General features: G+C 64.9%; 14 protein-coding genes and 2 pseudogenes. 8 read left to right on the forward strand and 8 right to left on the reverse strand.

Annotation, left to right across the window (positions count from 1 at the left end):
- Position 1: 1 nt before the first annotated feature.
- From ACZ7OO_RS25950 to ACZ7OO_RS25975, 6 genes are all read right to left on the reverse strand, one after another.
- Complete coding sequence (locus ACZ7OO_RS25950; protein ID WP_471508277.1) at positions 2-2,221, reverse strand: NHLP family bacteriocin export ABC transporter peptidase/permease/ATPase subunit; 2,220 nt, start codon at positions 2,219-2,221, stop codon at positions 2-4.
- 2 nt (positions 2,222-2,223) lie between these two features.
- The gene (locus tag ACZ7OO_RS25955; RefSeq protein WP_471508112.1) at positions 2,224-3,027 is read right to left on the reverse strand and encodes a hypothetical protein; all 804 of its coding nucleotides are present in this window, start codon (positions 3,025-3,027) and stop codon (positions 2,224-2,226) included.
- Positions 3,028-3,031: 4 nt separating this feature from the next.
- Positions 3,032-4,114: a SagB family peptide dehydrogenase gene (locus tag ACZ7OO_RS25960; protein ID WP_471508114.1), complete on the reverse strand. Its 1,083-nt coding sequence runs from the start codon at positions 4,112-4,114 to the stop codon at positions 3,032-3,034.
- A 414-nt stretch (positions 4,115-4,528) separates the two neighbouring features.
- Positions 4,529-6,817, reverse strand: coding sequence for a TOMM precursor leader peptide-binding protein (locus tag ACZ7OO_RS25965; protein ID WP_471508116.1), 2,289 nt, complete (start codon positions 6,815-6,817; stop codon positions 4,529-4,531).
- Positions 6,817-7,182: a hypothetical protein gene (locus ACZ7OO_RS25970; protein ID WP_471508118.1), complete on the reverse strand. Its 366-nt coding sequence runs from the start codon at positions 7,180-7,182 to the stop codon at positions 6,817-6,819. Before ACZ7OO_RS25970 ends, ACZ7OO_RS25965 begins: the two co-directional genes overlap by 1 nt.
- A gap of 170 nt (positions 7,183-7,352) precedes the next feature.
- Complete coding sequence (locus ACZ7OO_RS25975; protein ID WP_471508120.1) at positions 7,353-7,484, reverse strand: hypothetical protein; 132 nt, start codon at positions 7,482-7,484, stop codon at positions 7,353-7,355.
- A gap of 440 nt (positions 7,485-7,924) precedes the next feature.
- On the opposite strand from ACZ7OO_RS25975, the pseudogene ACZ7OO_RS25980 reads away from it, so the two are divergent.
- The 8 genes and pseudogenes from ACZ7OO_RS25980 to ACZ7OO_RS26015 form a co-directional block, all read left to right on the forward strand.
- Positions 7,925-8,121 (forward strand): annotated as a pseudogene (locus ACZ7OO_RS25980) (carboxymuconolactone decarboxylase family protein); the annotation flags it as partial.
- A gap of 402 nt (positions 8,122-8,523) precedes the next feature.
- Positions 8,524-9,852 carry a YcaO-like family protein gene (locus tag ACZ7OO_RS25985; RefSeq protein WP_471508122.1) on the forward strand — a complete coding sequence of 443 codons (1,329 nt, stop codon included), beginning with the start codon at positions 8,524-8,526 and terminating at the stop codon, positions 9,850-9,852.
- A gap of 102 nt (positions 9,853-9,954) precedes the next feature.
- Positions 9,955-11,322 carry a TfuA-like protein gene (locus tag ACZ7OO_RS25990; protein ID WP_471508124.1) on the forward strand — a complete coding sequence of 456 codons (1,368 nt, stop codon included), beginning with the start codon at positions 9,955-9,957 and terminating at the stop codon, positions 11,320-11,322.
- Between the two features lie 436 nt (positions 11,323-11,758).
- Complete coding sequence (locus ACZ7OO_RS25995; RefSeq protein WP_471508126.1) at positions 11,759-12,670, forward strand: JmjC domain-containing protein; 912 nt, start codon at positions 11,759-11,761, stop codon at positions 12,668-12,670.
- A 49-nt stretch (positions 12,671-12,719) separates the two neighbouring features.
- Positions 12,720-13,592 (forward strand): CmcI family methyltransferase, encoded by an 873-nt coding sequence (locus tag ACZ7OO_RS26000; protein ID WP_471508128.1) that lies wholly within the window; start codon positions 12,720-12,722, stop codon positions 13,590-13,592.
- A 169-nt stretch (positions 13,593-13,761) separates the two neighbouring features.
- Complete coding sequence (locus ACZ7OO_RS26005) at positions 13,762-14,979, forward strand: cupin domain-containing protein (RefSeq protein WP_471508130.1); 1,218 nt, start codon at positions 13,762-13,764, stop codon at positions 14,977-14,979.
- A gap of 73 nt (positions 14,980-15,052) precedes the next feature.
- Positions 15,053-15,148, forward strand: a pseudogene (locus tag ACZ7OO_RS26010) (2-phospho-L-lactate transferase); the annotation flags it as partial.
- A 712-nt stretch (positions 15,149-15,860) separates the two neighbouring features.
- The gene (locus ACZ7OO_RS26015) at positions 15,861-16,286 is read left to right on the forward strand and encodes a transposase family protein (protein WP_471508132.1); all 426 of its coding nucleotides are present in this window, start codon (positions 15,861-15,863) and stop codon (positions 16,284-16,286) included.
- Between the two features lie 74 nt (positions 16,287-16,360).
- Here ACZ7OO_RS26015 and ACZ7OO_RS26020 read toward each other — a convergent pair whose 3' ends face one another.
- Both ACZ7OO_RS26020 and ACZ7OO_RS26025 read right to left on the reverse strand, forming a co-directional pair.
- Positions 16,361-19,195 (reverse strand): AAA family ATPase, encoded by a 2,835-nt coding sequence (locus tag ACZ7OO_RS26020; protein ID WP_471508134.1) that lies wholly within the window; start codon positions 19,193-19,195, stop codon positions 16,361-16,363.
- A 664-nt stretch (positions 19,196-19,859) separates the two neighbouring features.
- Positions 19,860-20,141: a hypothetical protein gene (locus tag ACZ7OO_RS26025; protein ID WP_471508136.1), complete on the reverse strand. Its 282-nt coding sequence runs from the start codon at positions 20,139-20,141 to the stop codon at positions 19,860-19,862.
- Between the last annotated feature and the right edge of the window lie 756 nt (positions 20,142-20,897).

A 20,897-nucleotide genomic window follows, 5' to 3' on the forward strand; every position in this document is an offset into this window, starting at 1 on the left:
ATCAATGCTCCCCGATCAGCTGAGAGTAGCGACCGGCGGCCGCCACGAGCTCCGAGTGACTTCCTCGTTCCACCGCCCGGCCACGCTCCAGAACGACTATCTGGTCGCTGCTGCGAATGGTGCTCAGACGGTGTGCGACCACGACGGTCGCGCAGCCACGCCGCCGCAAATGGTCGATGATCTGACTTTCCGTCTCGGAGTCCAGTGCGCTCGTGGCCTCGTCGAGAACCAGGAGGCTCGGGTCGCGAACCAGCGCCCGGGCGATTTCGAGACGCTGACGCTGACCGCCGGAGAAATTGCGCCCGTCCTGCTCCACCGAACTGTAGATTCCGCCTGGTCGGGAGGAGATCACGTCGTAGATGGCAGCGTCCTTCAGCGCCCGGATGATTTCGTCGTCGGGCACCGATCGGTCCCAGAGGGTGAGGTTGTCGCGGACGGTTCCCTCGAAGAGGAAGATGTCCTGGTCGACGAAGGCCACGGATGCGGCAAATACCGGACGGCTTATCCGTTCCCTCGGGGTTCCGTCCAGCATGATGACACCGCTCCACGGCCGCTGGGTGCCCGATATCAGTCTGGTCACCGTCGACTTGCCGCTACCCGAACCACCGACCAGGGCGATCTGCTCGCCCGGGCCGATCGAGAACGACAGGTTCTGCAGCAGTGGTGGTTCCAGGGGGCTGTAGCCGAAGGACACGTCATCGAACGAAAGGCGTCCGGTCAGCAGACTCATCTCATCGGGTTCGACGTCGCTGATGTCGTCCACGGGAAAGTTCTCCACGTCCCGCAGCCGGACCACCTGCGCACCGAAATCCTGGAGCCGTCCGGCGACCGTGGTGAGCTGGGTGAGCGGGCTCGTGAACGCGGCGAGCAAGGACTGGAACGCGACGAGCAGGCCGATCGATATGTGTCCCGAAACGGCCAGGAGCCCTCCGACGAACAGGATGATCGTGCTGTTGAAGCCGGCGAGCACCGGGGCGACAGCACCCAGCAGAGCGGTCGGCGTCCCTACTTTTTGCTGTCCGCTGACCAGTTTGGCGTGATCGCCTGCCCAGCGGCGGAAGTGTTCGTTCTCCGCTCCCGTCGACTTCATCGTCTCGATGACCTCGAGGCCGCCGTACGACGTGGTGAGGAACGCCGCTTGGTCAGCCGCCAGCCGGTCGACTCCCGTGGCTCGTGCGCGGGCGGTGAGCTGCACGGCGACGATGTTCAGCAGCGAGACACTGATGCATATCGCGGTCAGCAAAGGACTGTACGTCCAGAGCAGCAGCGCATAGGCGGCGATCACCAGAACATTGATGATGATGTTGGAGAGGTCGTTCGCCAGGGTCGCGGCGACGGTGTCGTTGGACTGCATTCTGTTGGTCACGTCTGCCGGGCTGCGCTGTGTGTAGAAGCCCACGGGCAGCCTGAACAGGTGGCGCAGGAAACGTGCACTGTTGAGCGTTGCGCTCACGATGCGGACCCTGAGCAGGAATGACAGTCGAAGCCCCGTCAGAACAGCCGTGGCGACAGCCGTGACGAACATGAGAATGAAGAGTGGCCGCTCGACCGAACTGTCCCCGCCGACAAGGACGATGTCGATGAACGCGCGCGTGAAGCTGGGCGTCGCCACACCCACCAGCGTCAGGAGCAGACTGGCGAAGACGCCGAGCGCGAGCATCTGCCAGCTTCCCTGGAGCCGCTGCGGCAGAGCGGGCAGAACGCCGGGACGACGGCCGCCACGGTGGAAGTCCGGCCCCGGTCGCATGGTGAGTGCCACACCGGTGTAGCTCTCGTCGAACTCGGTCATGCTCACGGTACGACGGCCGTGGCTGGGGTCATTAAGGTGGGCGACCCTCTTGCCCCGCCGCCGGCTGAAGCCCTCCAGCACCAGGAAGTGGTTGAACTCCCAGAACAGGATGACCGGCATGTCGACCCGGGAGGCCAGTGCGACCGGTTCGGCACGGATTCCCTTGGCCACCAGTCCGTATCGCTGGGCAGCTTTCAATACGTTCGTGGCCTTCGAGCCGTTCCGCGATACGCCGCACTCCACTCTCAGCTCTTCGAGAGGAACATCCCGCTTGAAATATCCCAAGATCATCGAAAGGCTTGCCGCTCCACATTCCACGGCTTCCATCTGCAGGACTGTGGGGGTCTTGACGCGACTGGGCCTCAAGGGGCGCCCGGCGCTCTGGTCGGACTTCCTCTTTCCTCCGCGACCATTCTTGTCGGCGAGATGCATGGTCACGACATCATCCAGTCGACCGGCTTGATGGGCGGGAGGTGGATGGCCGCGGAGACGAGGCTACGGGAGTCGATGGTGAAAGGCGGACCGCTCCCCGTCGACCAGGAGAACCCGATGTTGTGCCGGCCCGGTGTCAGCTTCACGATGACTCCGATCGGCGCACCGGCTCGCGTGAAACGCCGGGCGAGCTGTACATCGCCGAGGAAGTTGCTTATCTGCTGTTCGGTCTCAGGGAATTGATCGATCGACTGCACCGTGCCCCTCAGTACGCCGTACTGGTTCGGCGGTGCGGACTGCACTGAAATGTCGACCTGGCTTCCCTTGTGGATCAGGCTGGTGGACGACTGCGCGATGTAGACCATGGCCACCAAGGGGTCGCTCTGGTTCTCGATGCGCTCTATGACCGCGAGCTGTGTACCCCGGGGGATGACCTGGCCCACCCGAGCGAACATGTTGATGACCCGGCCGCCTGTCGCCGACCGGATGGTGTACTGCTTGTTGCCGTCCTGAATCGTGAAGAGGGGCGCATTGGGCAGGAAGGTGGATCCCGTTCCTCCGAAAACGCCCGTGATCTGGCCTTGGTAGTTGCTCTGCATATAGATCGTGCCCTCGGCGTGGGTGAGGATGCCGAGGGCATTGATCCGCCGCCCGATGGAGCCGGTACCGGTCCATATCGCGCCGACGACGATCAGTGCCGCAACCACGGCCAGAGCGACAAGGTTACGCGGGCGCGCCAACTGGACGGGATAATCCATTTGGCGAGGAGCCTGGAGCTTGGCCAGGGCTTGCTTCCGGAATTCCATGAAGCTATTCCTCTTTACTGTCACGTGTGTAGGAACCGGGGCGGGCAGAGCCCAATGTGAAACCGCCGACAGCCGACTCGATCAGGGGGTCGATCCCCGTGGCCCGCCAGAACAGGTCTGCCTCGGGGTTGCCCATGGCACATGGCGCCAGTCGCATCGCCGCGGCCGCCAGGTACATCGAAGCGATCAGAACGCCCGTGTCCTTCAGCACCAGGGCATAGGCCATGGACTGGTATTTCCACATCACTCGGCCGAACCTGGCGGTCAGGACGAGGACGACCTGCGGAGTATCCGCGGTACCCACCGCAGCAGCCGCCCGTCTCGCGATCGCCCGGACCTCGGTGCCGTAAGGTGCCACACCTTCCAACGCGTGCTCCCACCCGTCGTAGCGATGCAGACCCGGCTCGATTCCGGCGACGCCGGCAGTCACCACGTACATCTGCAACTCGTGCAGAGCACCACCCGACGGGTAAGGCCGGTCCAGCACCTCCACCTCACCCGTCCGCCGGACGGTTCGGGTACGGGCTGTGCGATACAGGAACTCGCCCAACTCCTCCCGAGTGATGGGCCGCTCGTGATGGTGCTCGCGGATGGAGCGACGAGCCTCCACGACATCGGCGAAAGCCGGATCGGAGGCCGCCAGCAGCCCGAGATCCGGCACCGGCAAGGGGTTCCTGGGACCGCGTGCCCGGTCACCGCGTGCGGCGGGCGCCGGGAAGCGCCCCTCCGCCCAACGCGTCCCGCCCCAGGGGCGACCGCCGGCACCGCCGGATTCCGCAGGTCCTTCGGAAGAACCGCTTCGCATGTGGAACCACAGTTCATGGGGGGCCCACTGCAGATACCGGAACTCCGTCTCCTCGGGGGAGTTCTCGGCCACGACCAGTCCTGACGTGACCAGGATGTCAAGTACCTCCGCCGCCCAGGGCGCGACCGTGGTCGCATCGGCGCGGGGAAACGGACGGGCAAGTCGCGCCAGCACGGCGGCCACCTCCGGGTCCGCCACATGGGCGCTCACTCCTGTCCGCGGCGACTCGAGGACCAACTCAATGCCGACGCGGCGCAACACCGCGAAACGCGAGAGCAGCAACCGGGGTTCCTCCGGCCCCTGTACCGCCGGGCCGCCGCCGGATGCCGTCAGAGACGCCGTCCGCCGCATTGCGGAGGCGGTGCCGGGAGCCGCGCAGGGTATCAGCGTCAGCAGGCGTCGCTTTCCCGTCGCCAGTCCGATGCGCAACCAGTTCCCCGCTCGCAGGGCCCTGAGAAGCGTGTACGCCTGGGCCAGTCCGGCCTGTCCGTCCACACCGGTTGTCCTCGCCACCAGTTCCGCCGGATCCAGCTCGGCTTCGCTGAGCGCCCGAATCGCCGCGGACTGGCCGCGGGTGAGGATTCCCAGTGAGATGCCGACCCCGTGGTGGCCGATGAGCCGGACTTCACCGTCCTCCGCGAAGACAGCTTTTGTGTCGCCGCGGAGGGTGAAGTGTTCCGTAACCATCTGCGACCTTCAGAAGGAGAAGTTGACGGGGTTCATGTCGTGTTCTGCCACTGGCTGATCGATCCAGCCGAGTTCGACCGGTACGTCGTAGAGCCGACCCGCTCCCAACCGCCGCCAGAAATGCCTCAGCCCGGGCACCATGACCTTGACCACGGCGAGTTCGATGTCGGGCCGGGTCTGATCCAGGACGATGGTTTCCAGACCGGCCCGTGCCGCGACCGCGACGCAGTGCCTGATGGCGGACGCCAGGTCCATCGCGTGCGTGTCCGGGAAGTGCTCGGCCCGGGTTGCGGGAATCCCGGGATGGGGCAGCAGCCACGGATGGGTCTGCACCGTTCCCGTGCTCCACGACCTGCGCATCGCGCCACCGTTCGCCTGGAGACGCGTGGATTCGCTCGCAGTGCGGGCTCGAAGGGACGGGAGGATCTGGTTCAGTTCGGTCAGTGCGCGTACGACGCCCACCAGCGGGTCCAGGTGCGCACCCAGCCCGAGCAGGAGGTCCTCGGCCGGCCCTTCCATGCGCCGCGACACCGCCGCGAAGGTGGGGATACCCAGATCCGCGGTGATGTCCAGAACCCAGACTTCGCGACCCCGCTGCCGGTAGACACCGCGGAGTTCACGGAGGTAGGGATACTCGAAACTGTCCAGGTCGACCACCGGTCGCCGGGCACGGTTGTACCACCACAGTGCCACGCTGTCCCGCTCCACGAGCTCGCAGAATCCCTGGAGGATGGCCTCCTCACGGGTGTTGCCGGCCGCGTTGCCGTTGGAGTCGGGCACGACGAAACCCTGCCTGTGCTCGGGGTGCCCGTACCAGGCGTAAGCCGCCGGCACCAGGCGCTCGCGCTCATGGGTGAGCGACCAGGCCCTTGACCAGCTGATCGGCCTGTCGGGTTCCAGCCGCACCGGAACCTTCTGAGCCCCGTCCGCGGTGGCGTTCCACTGTGTGCGCTCAGCGAACTGCCGTTCCGACAACAGGGTCAGCCGGTTCAGTTCGATCGCGGCGTCCGGGCCGAGCGCGTCGTAGGCGGCGACTAGGGTCGGCAGGCCGTCCCGCCACACGCCCGAGTAGCGTTCGACAGCCTCGCAGATGCCGCTCACCCGTGCCTGGACGTCGGTGCGCCCCTTGCCGCCGCTGCGGCCGCGAACATTGCGGCGCAGGTCGTCCAAGGTATGAGCAGTCGCAAAACCGTGCGTCATCTGGTAACTGCGGATCATCTGGTCGTCGTCACCGGTCAACGACCGTATGCCGGTCACGACGCCGAGCAGTCGGCCCGTGTGCTTGTCGAGGCGCCTCAGCGTCGCCTCCGCGGGCATCACTCGCCAACCGTTCTCCGCATCCCGGTGCGTCGGGTCGGACACCAGGTCGATCCTCACCGACGGTCTCGCGGCAACCGGATCACCGCACGCGGCACACTGAGGCTGTCGGACCAGAATGTGCCGCTCGGTCTGCAGGGTGACCGTGTGCACCGAGATCAGTGAGCCCTCCGCGACGAGTGTGTCGGAAAGGAGCGCCGAGATCAGCGCGTTGGCGGCGAACTGCACGGCGAGCCCGACCGAGGTGCTGGACGCGGCGAGGGACAACCGCAGGGGATCGGAGGTACCCGTGGTCCAGTGCAGGAACCGCTCAACGGGACGGTTCTCTTCGAGACGCTGTCGCAAGCAGTGCCAGCAGCCTGTACGCCCGGGCCACAGGTGAGGGCCGACCCAGACTTCGAGCCCTTGGGGCTTCACCAGCAGCCAAGGCTGGCGCTCGGCCAGCATCCGGGCGTTCAGCGTCCCCAGTGCGGGGTCCAGGTAGTCGTCGGTCAAGGCGACCACCAGGTCGTCCGCCCGGCCCAGGCTCCCCTCGACCTCTCCGACCAGTGTCCGGACCCCGGCTGCCTTCAGGACCTCGGCAGCCTGGAGTATTGCGTGGGAGACGTCGCCGAAGGGAACCAGGACGACGGATCGCGCCCCGAGCCTGCGGCGTGCCTCCTCGGCGGACAGGCCGCGAGCTTCCCAGGAAGCCAACATGCCCGCATCGATGCCGGCCGAGTCACTGTCGGTGAGATAGCCACGTTCACGGAAGCGGCTCAGCGCGAGATAGATATCGACAAGGGGTACCTTGCCGGAGACCGCGGACAGAATCTCCTCCGCCGAGTAGCGCCCGTCCAGGTATTCAGCCACAGCCGCATCGGCCACCCCCTGGACGACATGGGTCTGTTCCTCGCTCAGCACGATGACGGAGTCCTGCCCCACGGCTGTGGCGGTCAGGTGTGCTTTGAGGCGGAGCTTCTCGGAAGGTCTGATGGCCATCATTCATCCAAGGACTGGCAGCAGCAGGGGCTGCAGCAGAAGCTGCCTTCGCCTCCCGCGAGGTCACCCAGTTCCACTTCATTCAGGTCCCGCAAATCCATCTGGGGAAGGTGGGGAACGAAAAGAACATAGCGACCTGATCTGGAACCCTCAGCCCACAGGGAGAGCTGCTCCGTCAGATCAGGGCCGACACCCCGAGAACGAACGATCTCAATCTCGGCATTCGGCGAGGTTTCCAGCCCCATTTTTGCGAGCACTTCACGCGGATTTTCCGCAAGGCGCTGGGAGAACTGGTCACTCGACCACGCCTGGGTGAGAAGCCTGGTGTAGCAACTTATGAACCATGACTTGTCAGCGGGCCGCATGTCCCTAATTCCTCTGTTCAGAAAACCCGGTGCGTGGCAGGCATCGCGATCTCACCACTCACTCGAATGCGCTCGTCCAGGCACGGCCGTGCTGGCAGAGGATCCCCCCACTCGATTTTCGCTTTCTAGGAGCGGGGGAATCCTGTGCGCATCATCGCCTGGTCGAGCGATCAGATCTTCGTGCCGACGGTGGCCAGCATGCAGTTGTCCGGCGGCAGGCCGCCGGCCAGCTTGTCGGCGTCCTCTTCGAGGATCTCGTCGACCTGAATGTCCTCAGGCTCGATCGGCTTGTCGGTAGACATTTTTCACTCCTGGTTCAATAAGTGGCGTTCCGATTCGGAACTGCATTCATAAAGCCACACCTCCAGCCAGCCGGTCAACTCAACTCCTGCACCCTTTCGGTAGTCGTATCGGTACCACGTCGGCCCAGGGGCACCCGTTTTCGGTTTCATCCTCAATTCACTCGGGTCACCTGTTTCGGCCCCCGGACGGCGGAAGGTACTTCTCCTCGACCGGTCGGCGCTTTCCCGGCGATCGCCTCCAGTTGGTCGAGTGTCGACCACCGGCCTGCGACCGCAGCGCGCTCGACCGAGCGCTGGAACATCTGGGCCGCAACCCACGCCTCCTGGGTGGCTGGCCAGCGCCCCGGGCGCAGGGGCACGCCCAGGTTCTCGCGAGCTGCTCGAGCCCTCCCTCGACACCGGGACGGGCCCTTCGTGCCAGCGCGACCGCGTCCCTGTAACTGGCCGAGCAGGGCACTTGGATCGCCGACGCGGCGGGCGGTGTGCCGGACGAGGTCTGGAGAACGCCGCCATCCACTTCGACCAGGAGGAACTCGTCGCGATCGTGTCGACGATCGCCGCCATCAACGCCTTCAGCCGGCTGAACGTCATCCTGCAGCAGCCGGCGGGCGACTACCAGCCCGGACAGTTCGCGTGACCGCGCGCGGACAGTTCGCGTGACGGCACGCGGGGAGGGCGGGGGCCGGTGCCGTGGAGCGCCGGCCGTCTGCGCTGCCACCCTCGGCGCTCCCCCAGGTATCACTCGACAGCAGGCCCCGGCGGCACCGGTCCACCAGCCGCACCCTCCCCGCGCTGCCGAAGCGGTCCCCGGGCTCTTTTCGTCGCCCTCGACACCCTTCCGTGGCCGGCACAGTCGCGTCCGTCTCCGCGCGGTCCCCTCAGCGTCGGGCGGCCCGCCGCCCTGTGCGTACCTCACGAGGGCCGAGCCACCGAAACCGGCGAGCCGCCTTCAGACGAACAGCCCCGACATCACCGGTCAAGCTCAGTAGCGGACCGAAAGATACACCGTAACAAGCCATCCGCCGCATTGACGATCTTGATGGCGTGGTTTGAACTGGACCGGGATATTTTTGTCTGCACGCTGAAGCGGCAGCACCTGCGCATGGATTTTCCACGGACGCAGCCGTGCCAACTTTACACATACGTAACCGCGGTGGAGTTTGACATGGAATACACATTCGACCGAGAGTCCGAGAGTGGCACGATCAAGGGGTATCGGAACGGTACAGATCGCCTGGTGTCACCAGCCGAGACCCTGGAGCGGATTCGCCCATTCTTCGCGAAGGCGGGTCTCACGAGAATCGCTAATGTCACCGGACTCGACATAGTCGATGTCCCTGTCGTGATGACGGTGCGTCCAAATTCCCGCTCTCTTGCCGTTCATCAGGGGAAAGGCTTGACCCTGGAAGCCGCCAAAGCGTCCGCGGCCATGGAGAGCTTGGAACGATGGCATGCGGAGCAGCTGACCGTTCCGTTGCGGCTCGGGACCGTCGCAGAAATGCGGGAGACAGGTACGGTACTGGACCTGAGCTACTACTCCTGGTTCCGGGAGATCGACGGCCTCGGTGAAGAGAGGCGGTTCCTGTGGCTGGAGGGCCGTGAACTGGTACACGACACGCCGATCTGGGTCCCGTATGACCTCGTGCGCATGGACTTCCGCTCGGACGGATTCGACCAGTTCGGCCCGGACCTGCTACCCCCGTGGATAAACTCCAACGGCCTGGCATCCGGAAATCACCCCACAGAGGCACTCGTGCATGCACTGTGCGAACTGATCGAGCGGGATGCACTGGTAAAACTCGACCATAACTTTCTCTCGAGGCCAGAATCCCGAATAAACCTGGAGACCGTGGACGACCCCAACTGTCGTGAAATACTGGCGAGGTTTCGGAACGCCAACTTGAGCGTCGCCGTATGGGATATCACATCGAACATACGCATCCCGACCTTCGAGTGTCTCATAGGAGAAGATCCGGCAGGTGCGTACATGCCGCTCCCGCTGGACAGCGGCCAGGGTTCCCATCTGCGCCGGGAAGTCGCGCTGTCGCGTGCCCTCACGGAGGCAGCTCAAGTCAGACTCACCGGGATCTCCGGAATGCGCGACGACATGAGCCGACCGGACTATGAGTACCGGCGGGACAAACTCACCCTGACTTCGTGGTGGAAGCTGCTGAAGGATTCGAAGGGGATGCGCGACTTCCGGGATGTCCCCACTTATTCTCACGCCTCGTTCGAAGACGATGCCGCCGAGTTGTTCGATGCTCTGCGCGAGGAAGGAATAGGACAGATTGCGCTCGTCGATCTGACGAGAGCGGACATGGGGATCCCGGTGATGAAAGTGATCGTACCGGAACTCTTGTTCCCCTGATCCAGGTCGAAGAAACGCCCTACTCTGACTGAGGCAGGATAGAAAATGCCGGCGTATGTGTTTGTGGGACCCACCCTTGACGAAAGTGAACGGCCCCAAGGAATGGGTGTCGTCTATCTTCCGCCTGTTGAGCAAGGCCAGGTGACTGCCATCTGCCACAAGGGTCCCAGCGCGATCGGGATCATTGACGGGCGTTTCCACGATGTTCCCTCGGTGTGGCACAAGGAAATACTGTGGGCTTTGAACCAGGGGATCCCGGTCTATGGAAGCGCCAGTATGGGTGCCTTGCGGGCGGCCGAGCTCTCCGTGTTCGGAATGCGAGGCGTAGGATCGATATTCGAGGCCTACCGTGACGGCTCGCTGGAGGACGATGACGAAGTGACTGTCGCGCACGCGGGGCGGGATCAAGACTTTGTTCCGACGTCTGACGCCATGGTGAACATACGGGCAACCCTCAGGGAGGCCCTCGAACAAGGAGGCATCGACGAGCGAACGCACGACACTCTGCTACGCATCACCAAGGGCCAGTTCTACGCGCAGCGAAGCCTGAAGGCGGCCCTCAGAGCAGCGGGCCGGTCAGGCGTCGTCTCAAAGTCGGAACTTGAATACCTTGATGGGTATTTCAAGGAGAATTTCGTCGACCAGAAGAAGCGAGACGCTCTTGAAATGCTTCAGGTCATGGCAGCAGACGTACGACCGGGACTGGTTCATGAACCGCGTGCCGTCTTCGCCAGGAACGACTTTTTTGATCGGGCGCTCAACAAGGGACTCGTGGCATCCGGGCACGACGGGTTCATGGAGATAGACAAAATCCTCAACGAGTTGAGGCTTTCGCCTTTCGATTACATACACGTGCGCAGGCGGGTGATCGGCAGGTCGCTCTGGCGAGAAAAAAGCGGGAAGGTGCGTGAAAAGGCCCTGATTGCCGTCCGTAGATTCCGGCAGGCGAACCATCTGGAAGATGATGAGCAATGGTCGGCGTGGCTGGCGGACAACTCGTTCAGCGTCATGGAATTCGAATCCATGATGAGGGAGGAAGTGGCCTGGAACGAGTTTACGCCCCATGGCCAGTCGCTCAACCTGGAAATCCTGCGCCACTTGCGGATGAGTGCGCGGTGGGACGAGATCCAGAAGAGGGTTGTCGGCAAACGAGACCTTCTCCAGGAGAGAGGGCTGGCAGATCCTGCTAGCAGTTTCTCCCGGGAGAAGCCCGACGACTGGCTCGTGCAATGGTATTTCAAAGTCTCCCGGATTCCCGTTCCGTCGAATCTTCATCGATATGCGCTGGGGCTCGGCTTCGAGAATCTCGCCAACTTCGCACGGGCGCTCAGGGAAGAGTTCTGGTTCCGCGAGGCGAACGACATCGACCTGGAGAGCAGTCCCGTCAGGTGGTTCCCGGCGGAGTGTCAGGATGATCTCGCTGATCGAGTGGTGCATGCCGTCTGGGAGGCGGGTTGGAGAGCCCGGTAGCGGTTGCCGACCGGGCCGTCCTGTTCGGCACGGCGATCCGCTGCGGTCGGTGGGCCCTGTCCGCCCGCGCGACCGCCGGCACTCGCCGGTGACAGTGCACCGCGGCCCCGCACGGTGCGGGCTGGAGACCGTCCTGTCGTGGCATGGGCCAAGTGGGCGCGCGACGCCTGGCAGGAGGCCCGCACCCGCCTCCCCGTCCGGCGTGCTTCGCCCGCATCACCCACCACGACATCGCTGGTTCGGCCGCCGTCGCCGCACCGGCTCACCGCTAGGGCGACCGAAAAGTGCACCGCGAATCTGTACTCGCAGTGTTGACGTTCCTTCGAGCACGCGGATTGAATCCCTCGCAGACCCGGACGAGATGCCCTCGCCACGGCTTTGTGCATCCTTCTGTACACGGTTTGACCGAGCCATATCCCTGGACAAGGAGCGTTCCATGCCCGCCGAAGAACTGCAGAACTGGGTGGGCGACGTGGAACAGTTCATGTCGACGTACTGGCGACGTGAGCCGGCGGTTTTCGATACCGACCCTGCGACCCCAATGAATCTCTCCGACGTGGACGCCTCCCTTTCCGGGGGACTGCTGAGGACGCCCTACGTCGAAATGGTCATAGCTGACGGAGATATCCCGCCGGAGTCCTACACGGAATCACGCGACGTATCCTTCGCCGCGCACCCAGGATTCGCCGAGGGCGGCAGTCTGGTCAGCCAACTGGAAGAGGGAGCGACCCTTCTCCTTCGTAACACCGAGCAGTGGCACCGTCCCACCGCTCGGCTGGTGGCACGGTTGGGCGAAGAGACAGGCCGACGGGTCGAAGCCTTCTTCTTCATCACACCGCCGGGAAACCAAGGCCTTACCCTGCACCGAGACGACGCCGACGTCCTTCTGCTGCAGATCGCGGGCAGCAAGGCGTGGACAGTCAGAAGTGGACCCGCAGACCAGAACTGGAAGCCAGGTCCTGTCGTCGGAGATCCGGGCACCACTCTGCTCGACACGACGCTGAAGGCGGGGCAGGTCCTCTACATTCCCCGCGGGTTCGGCCATTCCGCTGTAGGAGCCCAGGGGCTCTCCGTGCATCTTTCCCTGACAGTGCGTGAGATAGGCGGCCGGGAACTGGCACGAGCCGCGACCCAGCTGCTCTTCGAAGGGGTCAGGCTGCCGGCTCGACCGCTGGACGAGGCCGGTTTGCTGGCTTCGAGCCACGAGCTGCTCCATGCGGCGCACGTGCGGCTGAAATCCCTTCAGCCGCACGACATCGTCCGACACGCACGTGAGGCGCATCGCAGTCAGAAGCTCAACGAGGGGGCCACCGACGCCATCACTCGGGTGGCGACCCGGCTGGAGTAGGTCCTCTCTTCCCGGGACTCTGCCATGGCTAAATTTCAAGGGGTACGCAGTGAGTGAAGAGATCGACGCGGCGAAGCGCTTCGTCCGTGCGAAGGTAGACCGGCAGGGCGGAGTCCCGTCGTTCTACGACAATCGCATCATGCAGCTTATCGGTGACGTCCAGAGTGCGCGGTCCTACCTCATCCCCGAGAATGCCAGGACAGCCGCCACGCTGCGTGAGATCAGGGAATACGTCTCACTCGTGGAAAAACCGAGATTCGAGGACCCGAGCCGGCGATTGAATCGCTCGGATGATCTCGTCGGCACGTACACGGCGCTGGGTATGAGCGTCCTCACGCGCAGCCAGGGCATCGCCCACGTCCCGTCATGGGCGGGCCACATGATTTTTAAAACCGCTTATGACATGGTTATGTACGCCATGCTGATCGGTGAATCGAAGCCGCGAACGATCATCGAACTGGGCTCCGGCGCAGGGGGGAGCGCGGTCTGGATGGCCGACGTCGCCCATGCGCACGGCCTGCGGCCACGTATCGTATCGGTCGACCTGAACCAGATCGATGTTGTCGACAGTCGCATCGAATTTCGGCAAGGGGACCTACGCGAAGTATCCCGCGTCATCCCCGCCGCGGACCTGCGCGCATTCGAGCACCCGTGGCTCGTGATCGAGGACGCTCACGTGAACATCAGTCAGGTTCTCGACCATCTGGACTCGGGAATCGCACCCGGCGACTACCTTGTGGTCGAGGACAGTTACCGGAAGCGTGCGCACCTCCGATCGTTCATCGAGTCGAGCCGGAATTCCTACATGCTCGACCTCAAGTATCTGGACATGTTCGGCGAAAACTCCGTCTGCTCCATGGACTCCCTCTTCGTTGCCGTGGACGGACCGAACCGCTCACCGCTCGCGGCATCGAACGAGTGACGGGCAGGCTCTCGGTAGGTCCGTGGCGGGCGACGCGCGAGCACAGTAGGGCGTCGCCACCGACGGGACGGGCGTGCGTTCGCCATGGCTCGGGAAGTGCACTGCCACTCGTCGTCCTGCCCCCGGGCAATGAAAAAGGAAATGGCACACCAGCGAAGGGGAACAGGTCATGCGTGTGGCGCCTCGAAAGTTCATAGCTTTGGCCAGACTCACACCCGACCCGGTAGCCTTCCGCGCCCAGCCCTCCCGGGATGCGGCCGTGTGGAGCATGCCGCGTCAGCCGATCTCCTCACTGCTGACCTTGAAGAATGTCGAACAGCTCCTTGAATGCGGGGGTATCAGGGCGGATCGCGTTGAGATTGCGCACGACGGGAACCTGACACCCAGGCACGAGTTCTCGAGAGGCCGCGACGGGTCAGCGCCGGTCGACATTCATCACGTATACGAGCGATTTCAACAGGGGGACACCCTCGTCTTCAATCACCTGAGTCAGGCGTGGCCTCCCCTGAGGGACCTGTGTCGCCGCCTGACCTTCGAGACCGATGTATACGTCTGGGCGAACGCGTATCTCACGCCTGGGAACTCCCAGGGTTTCTCCCTTCACCACGACACGCACTCGGTCTTCATCGTGCAAACGTCCGGAAGCAAGATGTGGCGGCTGTACGAGCCGGCATTCGCGGATCCCCTGGAGGGCCAGTCCTACAACGCGGTCGTGCCGAAGGCCGATCGGGATCGCATCGCGGAGTCGAAGCCCGCGCTCGAAGTGACACTTCACCCTGGGGACGTCCTCTGGGTACCCCGGGGGTGGGTGCACAGCGGACGCTCCACCGACACGCACTCACTCCATGTGACGCTGGGCTTCAATCCCTACACACCGTTGCGGGTGCTGGAAAAGCTTCTCGAACAGATGAAGGATGTGGCGGAACTGCGCCGCGAGCTCCGCTGGGGAATCTTCGACAGCCCAGCAGAGTTCGGGCGCGTCGCGACGTCCGCCATGGCTGATTTCTCTGCCGCGGCAGCAGCGGTCGACTGGTCCCGTCTCGCAGAGGAGATGCTGCTCACCGACGAGCGGCCGGCGTGGGAGAGGAACACGGGACAGCTCGGTGCCTTTGACGCCCCCTTCACCCCGGACACCGAAGTCGTCACGGTGAGAAGCGCCCTCCGGGAGCTCGCCGAGGTCACCGATGGGGGTCTTGCGGTGCGCACGGCTCGGAAGACGCTCAGCATCCGGCAGCCGTCGAGTTCGGTCCTGTTGAGCTTCCTGGACCGGGAAGAGGACGAGCCCTGGAGGGCGTCGGACCTAGCGCCGTCGGTGGGTCCCACCGCCGCGACGAACCTCGTCGAGCTTTTGGCGCGCAATGGAGTAGTCAGACGCTGTGACATCTGAGGCGGCCAGGCGCAGGGGCCGGTGGCGCCGGCCTCCGTACGGGACGCGTGGCACTGCCGTTCTCCACGCTTCGATCGCAGGCGATGCGCCGGTGCGCGGGATGGCCGACAAGGTGCTCGCGGCGGTGGGTGTCGAGTCGACGGCGGCGGCGGTCGCCGAACACGGCGGACGACGAAGCGTGGCAGGACGGCAGTCGAGGATCAGCCTTGACGCCGAAGGTTCCGCCGTCGAGGTGTTGGGCTCCTTCTCCCGGGTTCGAGCGCGCCGCGGAACACCATCGTCATGCCGGTGCGACGGTACGGCCAGGTAACGACGTGGTGCGTGATTGAGGGTTGGGGTGCCGGCCTGGAGGTTCGGCTGATGGGTGTCACCTCTCGGCGGCGCGGTCGGAGACCAGGCCGGCCACTCCCGAAGAACACCGAAGGCATCCGGTGCAAGCTGAAACGCCTGGTCACAGGGGGCATCCTCACCGAACCCGAACCCGGCCTGTTCACTCAGCCCCGCACCTGACCACCAACCCACCCCGCCGACCAGGGCCCCTTACCCAACCCCAAGACCGAGCGGGCATTACGTCACGTACCGCACTTTCACGGGCGACCGAACTGGATCAACGCTGTTGCCGCATTGCTTCCTCGACCCTTGCCCTGGTCCGCCTTATCGCCCATGGGCCGGCTATCGGGACCGCAAGAGCAACCACACCCGAACTGACCAAGGTTTCGGCGCAGCAGATCCGGACTCGCCGCGGCGAGGTTGTCCTCGGCGAGGGTGTGCAGGGGCAGACTGTCGGCTGCGAGAACATCGAGGTCACGAGCGTATGCGCGCGCCGGGGGCGGGCCCGGACCACGAGCTGGTGTTCGTCGACCGCGTGGGGCAAGAAGAAGATGAACACCAAGAAGGCGATCGTCGTCACCGACGGCGAGGGACGCACGCTGTGGGCCGGGGCGTTCCGCCCCGGCCGCATGCACGACCAGACGGCGCTGCGGACCGAGGGCATCGCCGACCTGTTCGAGCGGTTTCCCGAGGTTAAGGCCAAGGTCGACGCCGGGTACCGGGGCCTGGCCAAGGAGTTCCCCAACCAGGTCCAGGCCCCGCCGCTCAAGCCGAAGAGGGACGCGACTCCGGAGGAGGTCGCCACCTGGGACGCGGAGCGTCACCAGCAATCCTCGGAACGGATCTGCGTAGAACACGCCAACGCCGAGCACAAACAGTGGCGAGCCCTCCAGCGGTTTCTCGGACGACGCGAATACTTTGAGGAGACCTACACGGCCGTGGCCGACCTGGTCTCCGACCGCGCCGCCGAGAGGTGATCACCCATCAGCCGAACCGCCGGGCCGGCACCCCCAGCCCTCAATCGCGCACCACGTCGTAAACCGGCGTCCTGTCACGCAACGCCGGAGACGGACGCCGCGCGGCCGACAGGAGGCCCCGGTTCCGCGGGCCGCACCGGGCGCCCGTCCTCGGCCATGAGCGCGAGCAATTCATCCCGTCCGCCGATGCCGAGTTTGCGGTAGGCGTTGGTGAGGTGGATCTCAATCGTCCGTTTGCCCACGTAGAGGGCGGCGGCGATCTCGCGGTTCTTCTGCCCTCGAGCCGCCAGCAGCGCCACCTTCCGTTCGGATTCGGTCAGGCTGTCGATTCCCTGGCGACGTGCGCGCGGCGGTCGTCCGCCCACAAGTACCAGTTCGCGCCGGATCTCGGCGAGGAGGCCACTGCTGCCGAACGTCGCAGCAAGGTCGTAGGCCTCCCGGAACGACTGTCGAGCGGATTCGGCGTCGAGCCCGGAGAGCAGCTGTCCGCGCTCGCACAGCGCACGGGCCAGACTGAGGCGGTCGTCCGTTCCCCGCAGCAGCGTGAGTGCCTCGTCCAGTACCGGCAGCCCCGAGCCGGAGTCTTCCAGAAGCGCTCTGACCCGCAGCGCCTGAGCCACCGTCTCGGCCGCCCCCCACGTGCGTGCCAGCTCGAGCTCCGCGTCGGTCAACCGGCGGGCCTCTTCGTGGTCGCCCAGCTGAGCCAGGCCTCTGGCCGCGTGCGAACGCCAGGCAAATGCGGCCGGGTTGACGATTCCCCGAGACACCAGGGCCTGTCCGCACGAGAGCAGATCACCCGTGCCGCCACGGAGGTCACCGGACGCCAGGCGCAGGCGGCCCTGTTCGTGAAGCAGTGCCAGGCTTCCAAGGGATCCCAGCTCCGGGACCTTTGCCTGGGCACCACGAAGGAAGGTGAACGCCTCGTCGAGCGTTCCTGCTTCGACCAGGACGCGGACCAGTTGAGCGGCCATCAACGCGAACGTCGAGGTTTCCTCACGGAAGCCGCACTTACGGGCCAGAGCCACCGCGCTGTGTGCGTCCTCGGCGGCGTTGTCCAGCTCACCCAGTCGGAGGGACGCTTGGGAGCGGCAGGCCAGGCCCAGGGCCAGGACCGGCTGGAAACGTCGTTCCTGCGCCAGGGAGACAACAGTGTCGCAGATGCATTTCGCTGAACTGACCTCGCCGGCCAGGAGCAGTACATTCGCCGCGGACAGCTGACGGATCAAATGCGGTACCGAGTGGGCCGCCCCCCGTGCGACCTGGGCAGCGGCGGCAACGGCGGCTTGTCTGGAGTCGCCGGACCGGGAGAACGCCAAGGCCCAGCAACTCAGTTCCGGCCGACTGCCCGGGGCCCGTGCCGGCAGCTGTTCCCCGCTCTGCTCCTCGTGCGCCGTGTGATCCAGGAGGGCGAGGCTGGGATTGCGGATGTCTTCGCGGCTCTCCAGCGTCGTGTAGATCTGCTGCACCTCCTCCCGGAACTCACCGACGGAGAGAAGGGCCATGAGATCTGCCGAGACCCGCCGGGCGACCTCCTCCGGATCCACCCTCAGCGCCTGGCGGAGTACATGTGCGGCTTCGTCCAGGTCGTCGAAGGACGTGGCCAGGGCCAAATCGATCAGGAGGGGCACTCGGTCGTTGAGAGGAAACGGTTCTTCGAGGGCGCGCCGCAGGAACCTGGCGGCCGCCGGGCCGTCGTGTGCGGCGATCGACGCGCGGGCAGCGGCCTGCAGGGCCTCCATCGCCCACGGTGCGTTCACCCCGCTGTCTCCCACGAGGAGATGTGTGGCGACCCGATGACTGGGTCCACCGAGCTCGTGCAGGAGTCGGGCCGCTTCGGCGTGCACGGTGCGCAGCACCGTGGGGGGAGCGTCGCGGAGAACGGAGCTGGCCGTCAGGGGCTGACCGACGGCGATTTTCGTCCCGTCCGCCACGAGCAGGCCCATCTTGTGCATGGCGTGACAGACCTCGGCTATCTCCGCCGGAGCCAGGCCCGAGAGTTCTGCGACGGTCTGGACCGTGGCGTCACCGTCGAGCACGGCCACGATGCGGAACACGGTCATTGCCTCGGGCGATATGCGGCGCAGCCGGACACGCAGTGCCAGCGCAAGGGAATCAGCCGACAGACTCTTCAGCTGACTCGCTCCGTCGCTGTCGGGAAGGATGTGTGACTCGGCTGTACTGCGCAGCAGGGCCTCCAGAAGCAGGGGAACGCCTCCAGAGATACGCAGCGCCTCTTGTGTGAAGGCGGGGGAGGGGTCTTGACCCAGGGCATCCGCGAGCATGCCGGCCGTACCTGCAAGACCGAGGGGCTTCAGCCTGATCTGTCTTGCTGCGGCGGCCACCACGTCGTCGAAGAGGTCTGCATCGGTTCCGCTGAGACCTTCGCAAACGGTGGCGACGATCGCCAGATGCAAGGACTGCTGTCGTTCGATGATCGCGGTCAGCCACCGCAGTGAGGGGCCATCGGCCCAGTGCAGGTTGTCGATCGCCAACAGCACCGGCTTGGAGTCGCTGTTCTCCAGCAAGCGGACGAAAACCGACAGGAGCTTCCGGAAGATGTGCCGCTGAAGGTCGTCGTTCCAGGATTCTGGAGCGTCCCGCTCTCGTAGTATCGCGGAGATATCGAGGTTCAGCGGGTCGCTGTTGTCCAGCTCCTCAGCGATGAGCTGTGCCAGGCAGATGGCGAGATTGAGCGGAATGTCATGTTCCGCATAGTTTCCGCGGAACCGCAGCACCGTGATGCCGCGTACACGAGCCTCGCTCACCAGCGCGTCCAAGACAGCGCTTTTCCCGACGCCCGCGCCCCCGTGCACGGTCACGCTTACGCCCATGCCTGCCGCGGCGGAATCCAACACTTTCAGGCATTCAGCCATTTCCTGTCGGCGTTCCTGGAGATTGACTCGCCCCACTGCTCTCGTCTCCCAAAAACCATGTCAATCGACAGCTTTATCAGGTCAACGTCATTCCACAGTACTGTCAGGCGTCAAGCGGTGAGCCCAGAATTTACTGGACTATACCGAATTTATGCATCGGTGCTGGGTAGACGGTTGCGTGGATCTCAACGCTGGGATAAAAGACCGCGGGGTGCTGCGAAGAGGGTTAGAAGTCGCCCCTCCGGACACTTGCGCGAGTGCTTGCTCGCTGCGTTGTCCGAGCATGTCCGATCGGCGACCAGGGGGTACATACAACTACACCTCGCGCGATCGATGGTGGGCCAACCTGGAGTGTTGAGTCAGTGACCGACGCGACGACCGGCCCCTTCGTGCCGACACGGCAGTCTGTCTCCGTGGGCTGGTGCGGAAGGTAGCCGCGGGCGGTTTCCGCTGTCTGGATCACGATCCGGCGACGTTGATCACTAGAACACACCGTCAGGTTGCACGCAACCACTGTGATTGACGCGGCAACCTTATGTAGGTCTTGATCGTTGGCGCGTCTGTGCAGGTCAGGGGTGGTGCGGGCATGGGAATGGCCGCCGCGATCACGATCGTTTGTGAAGACACGCACGACGTGGAGTCGCGATAGCCCAGCAGGAGTGGACGGCCGCGTTCGGGGACGCGATGGCGCAGGTCGCGATCATCTCTGCGCCAGATGGAAGATCGAGGAGGACTTCCAAAGCGCGAAGGGGACCACCGGCCTCGACCAGGGCCAGGTGACCTGCTGGAACTCCTGGATGCGCTGGAGCCTGATCAGCCTGATGGCCGCCGCGGTCCTGACCGTCACCCGCGCCCACACCGCCGACCCTGACGCGATGCCGCAGGGATCGACCTCGTCCCGGCCAGCCCGCGCGAACTCCTGGCCGTTCTCCGCGCCACCGGCATCCCGATGCCCCGCCGCGACCTCGACCACATCCTGCACTGGTCCGCCTGGCACAGCCGCCACCGACACCGCGCCTCTGCCTGCCCTGGCATTGGAACAACATCACCGTGGCAGCGACTGTGTGACCCGACGACCAAGATCCAGACCTGCAGCTGCCGTTGAACATCCGATTACGTGCCGGTTAACGGGGATTGCTCAGGTCGGGTCGCGATGGAGTCGCCGTACGCGGCAGGACCAGGAGCGTGGGTCCCGTGAGCGGCAACGCGCGTGTGGCTCGTGATCATTCGTACGAGATGGCCCAGATATGCATGATCAGGGGTGGCTGTTCGAGGCCGGGCCGGTCGAACGGCGGCGGCCGCGGCCGCTGCGGCGGCGGTGGACCAGCAGTTCCGGGTGTTCGGCCCCCATCTCCCGCTGTTGCCGCCCTCGCTGGGCCACTGGCTGCCCAGGACCAACCGACGCCGGCTGTGCCCTCCTGGACAACAGACACCCGGCAGCCACGACCCGTTGCGATCGGTTCGGCTCGGCGCAGCCGGTCCGGCCGCAACGGAGCCGGACCGTTGCGGCGCGGCGACGGGCGGGACGAGCCATCGGTCCGACAGACGTCCGCACCCGTGTAGTTCGCCCGGAAGCCGGGTCGCCGAGAGAACGAGCCGGCGCCGTCCTGTGGGCCGAGGCAGGTAGCCGGCGGGGGCAGTGGATGACACCGAAGAGCGGTGACGCCGGGCCGAAATGGGACCGATACGAGTACCGAAAGGGTGCGGGAGTCGAGTTGACCCGCTGGCTGGAGGTATG

It is taken from the genome of Streptomyces sp. NPDC111744 (assembly GCF_055634995.1).

Coding starts and splice junctions, on each gene's coding strand:
- ACZ7OO_RS25950 (WP_471508277.1), bottom strand. CDS start 2,221: ATGCATCTCGCCGACAAGAATGGTCGCGGAGGAAAGAGGAAGTCCGAC.
- ACZ7OO_RS25955 (WP_471508112.1), bottom strand. CDS start 3,027: ATGGAATTCCGGAAGCAAGCCCTGGCCAAGCTCCAGGCTCCTCGCCAA.
- ACZ7OO_RS25965 (WP_471508116.1), bottom strand. CDS start 6,817: ATGGCCATCAGACCTTCCGAGAAGCTCCGCCTCAAAGCACACCTGACC.
- ACZ7OO_RS25970 (WP_471508118.1), bottom strand. CDS start 7,182: ATGCGGCCCGCTGACAAGTCATGGTTCATAAGTTGCTACACCAGGCTT.
- ACZ7OO_RS25975 (WP_471508120.1), bottom strand. CDS start 7,484: ATGTCTACCGACAAGCCGATCGAGCCTGAGGACATTCAGGTCGACGAG.
- ACZ7OO_RS25985 (WP_471508122.1), top strand. CDS start 8,524: ATGGCGTGGTTTGAACTGGACCGGGATATTTTTGTCTGCACGCTGAAG.
- ACZ7OO_RS25990 (WP_471508124.1), top strand. CDS start 9,955: ATGGGTGTCGTCTATCTTCCGCCTGTTGAGCAAGGCCAGGTGACTGCC.
- ACZ7OO_RS25995 (WP_471508126.1), top strand. CDS start 11,759: ATGCCCGCCGAAGAACTGCAGAACTGGGTGGGCGACGTGGAACAGTTC.
- ACZ7OO_RS26005 (WP_471508130.1), top strand. CDS start 13,762: ATGCGTGTGGCGCCTCGAAAGTTCATAGCTTTGGCCAGACTCACACCC.
- ACZ7OO_RS26015 (WP_471508132.1), top strand. CDS start 15,861: ATGAACACCAAGAAGGCGATCGTCGTCACCGACGGCGAGGGACGCACG.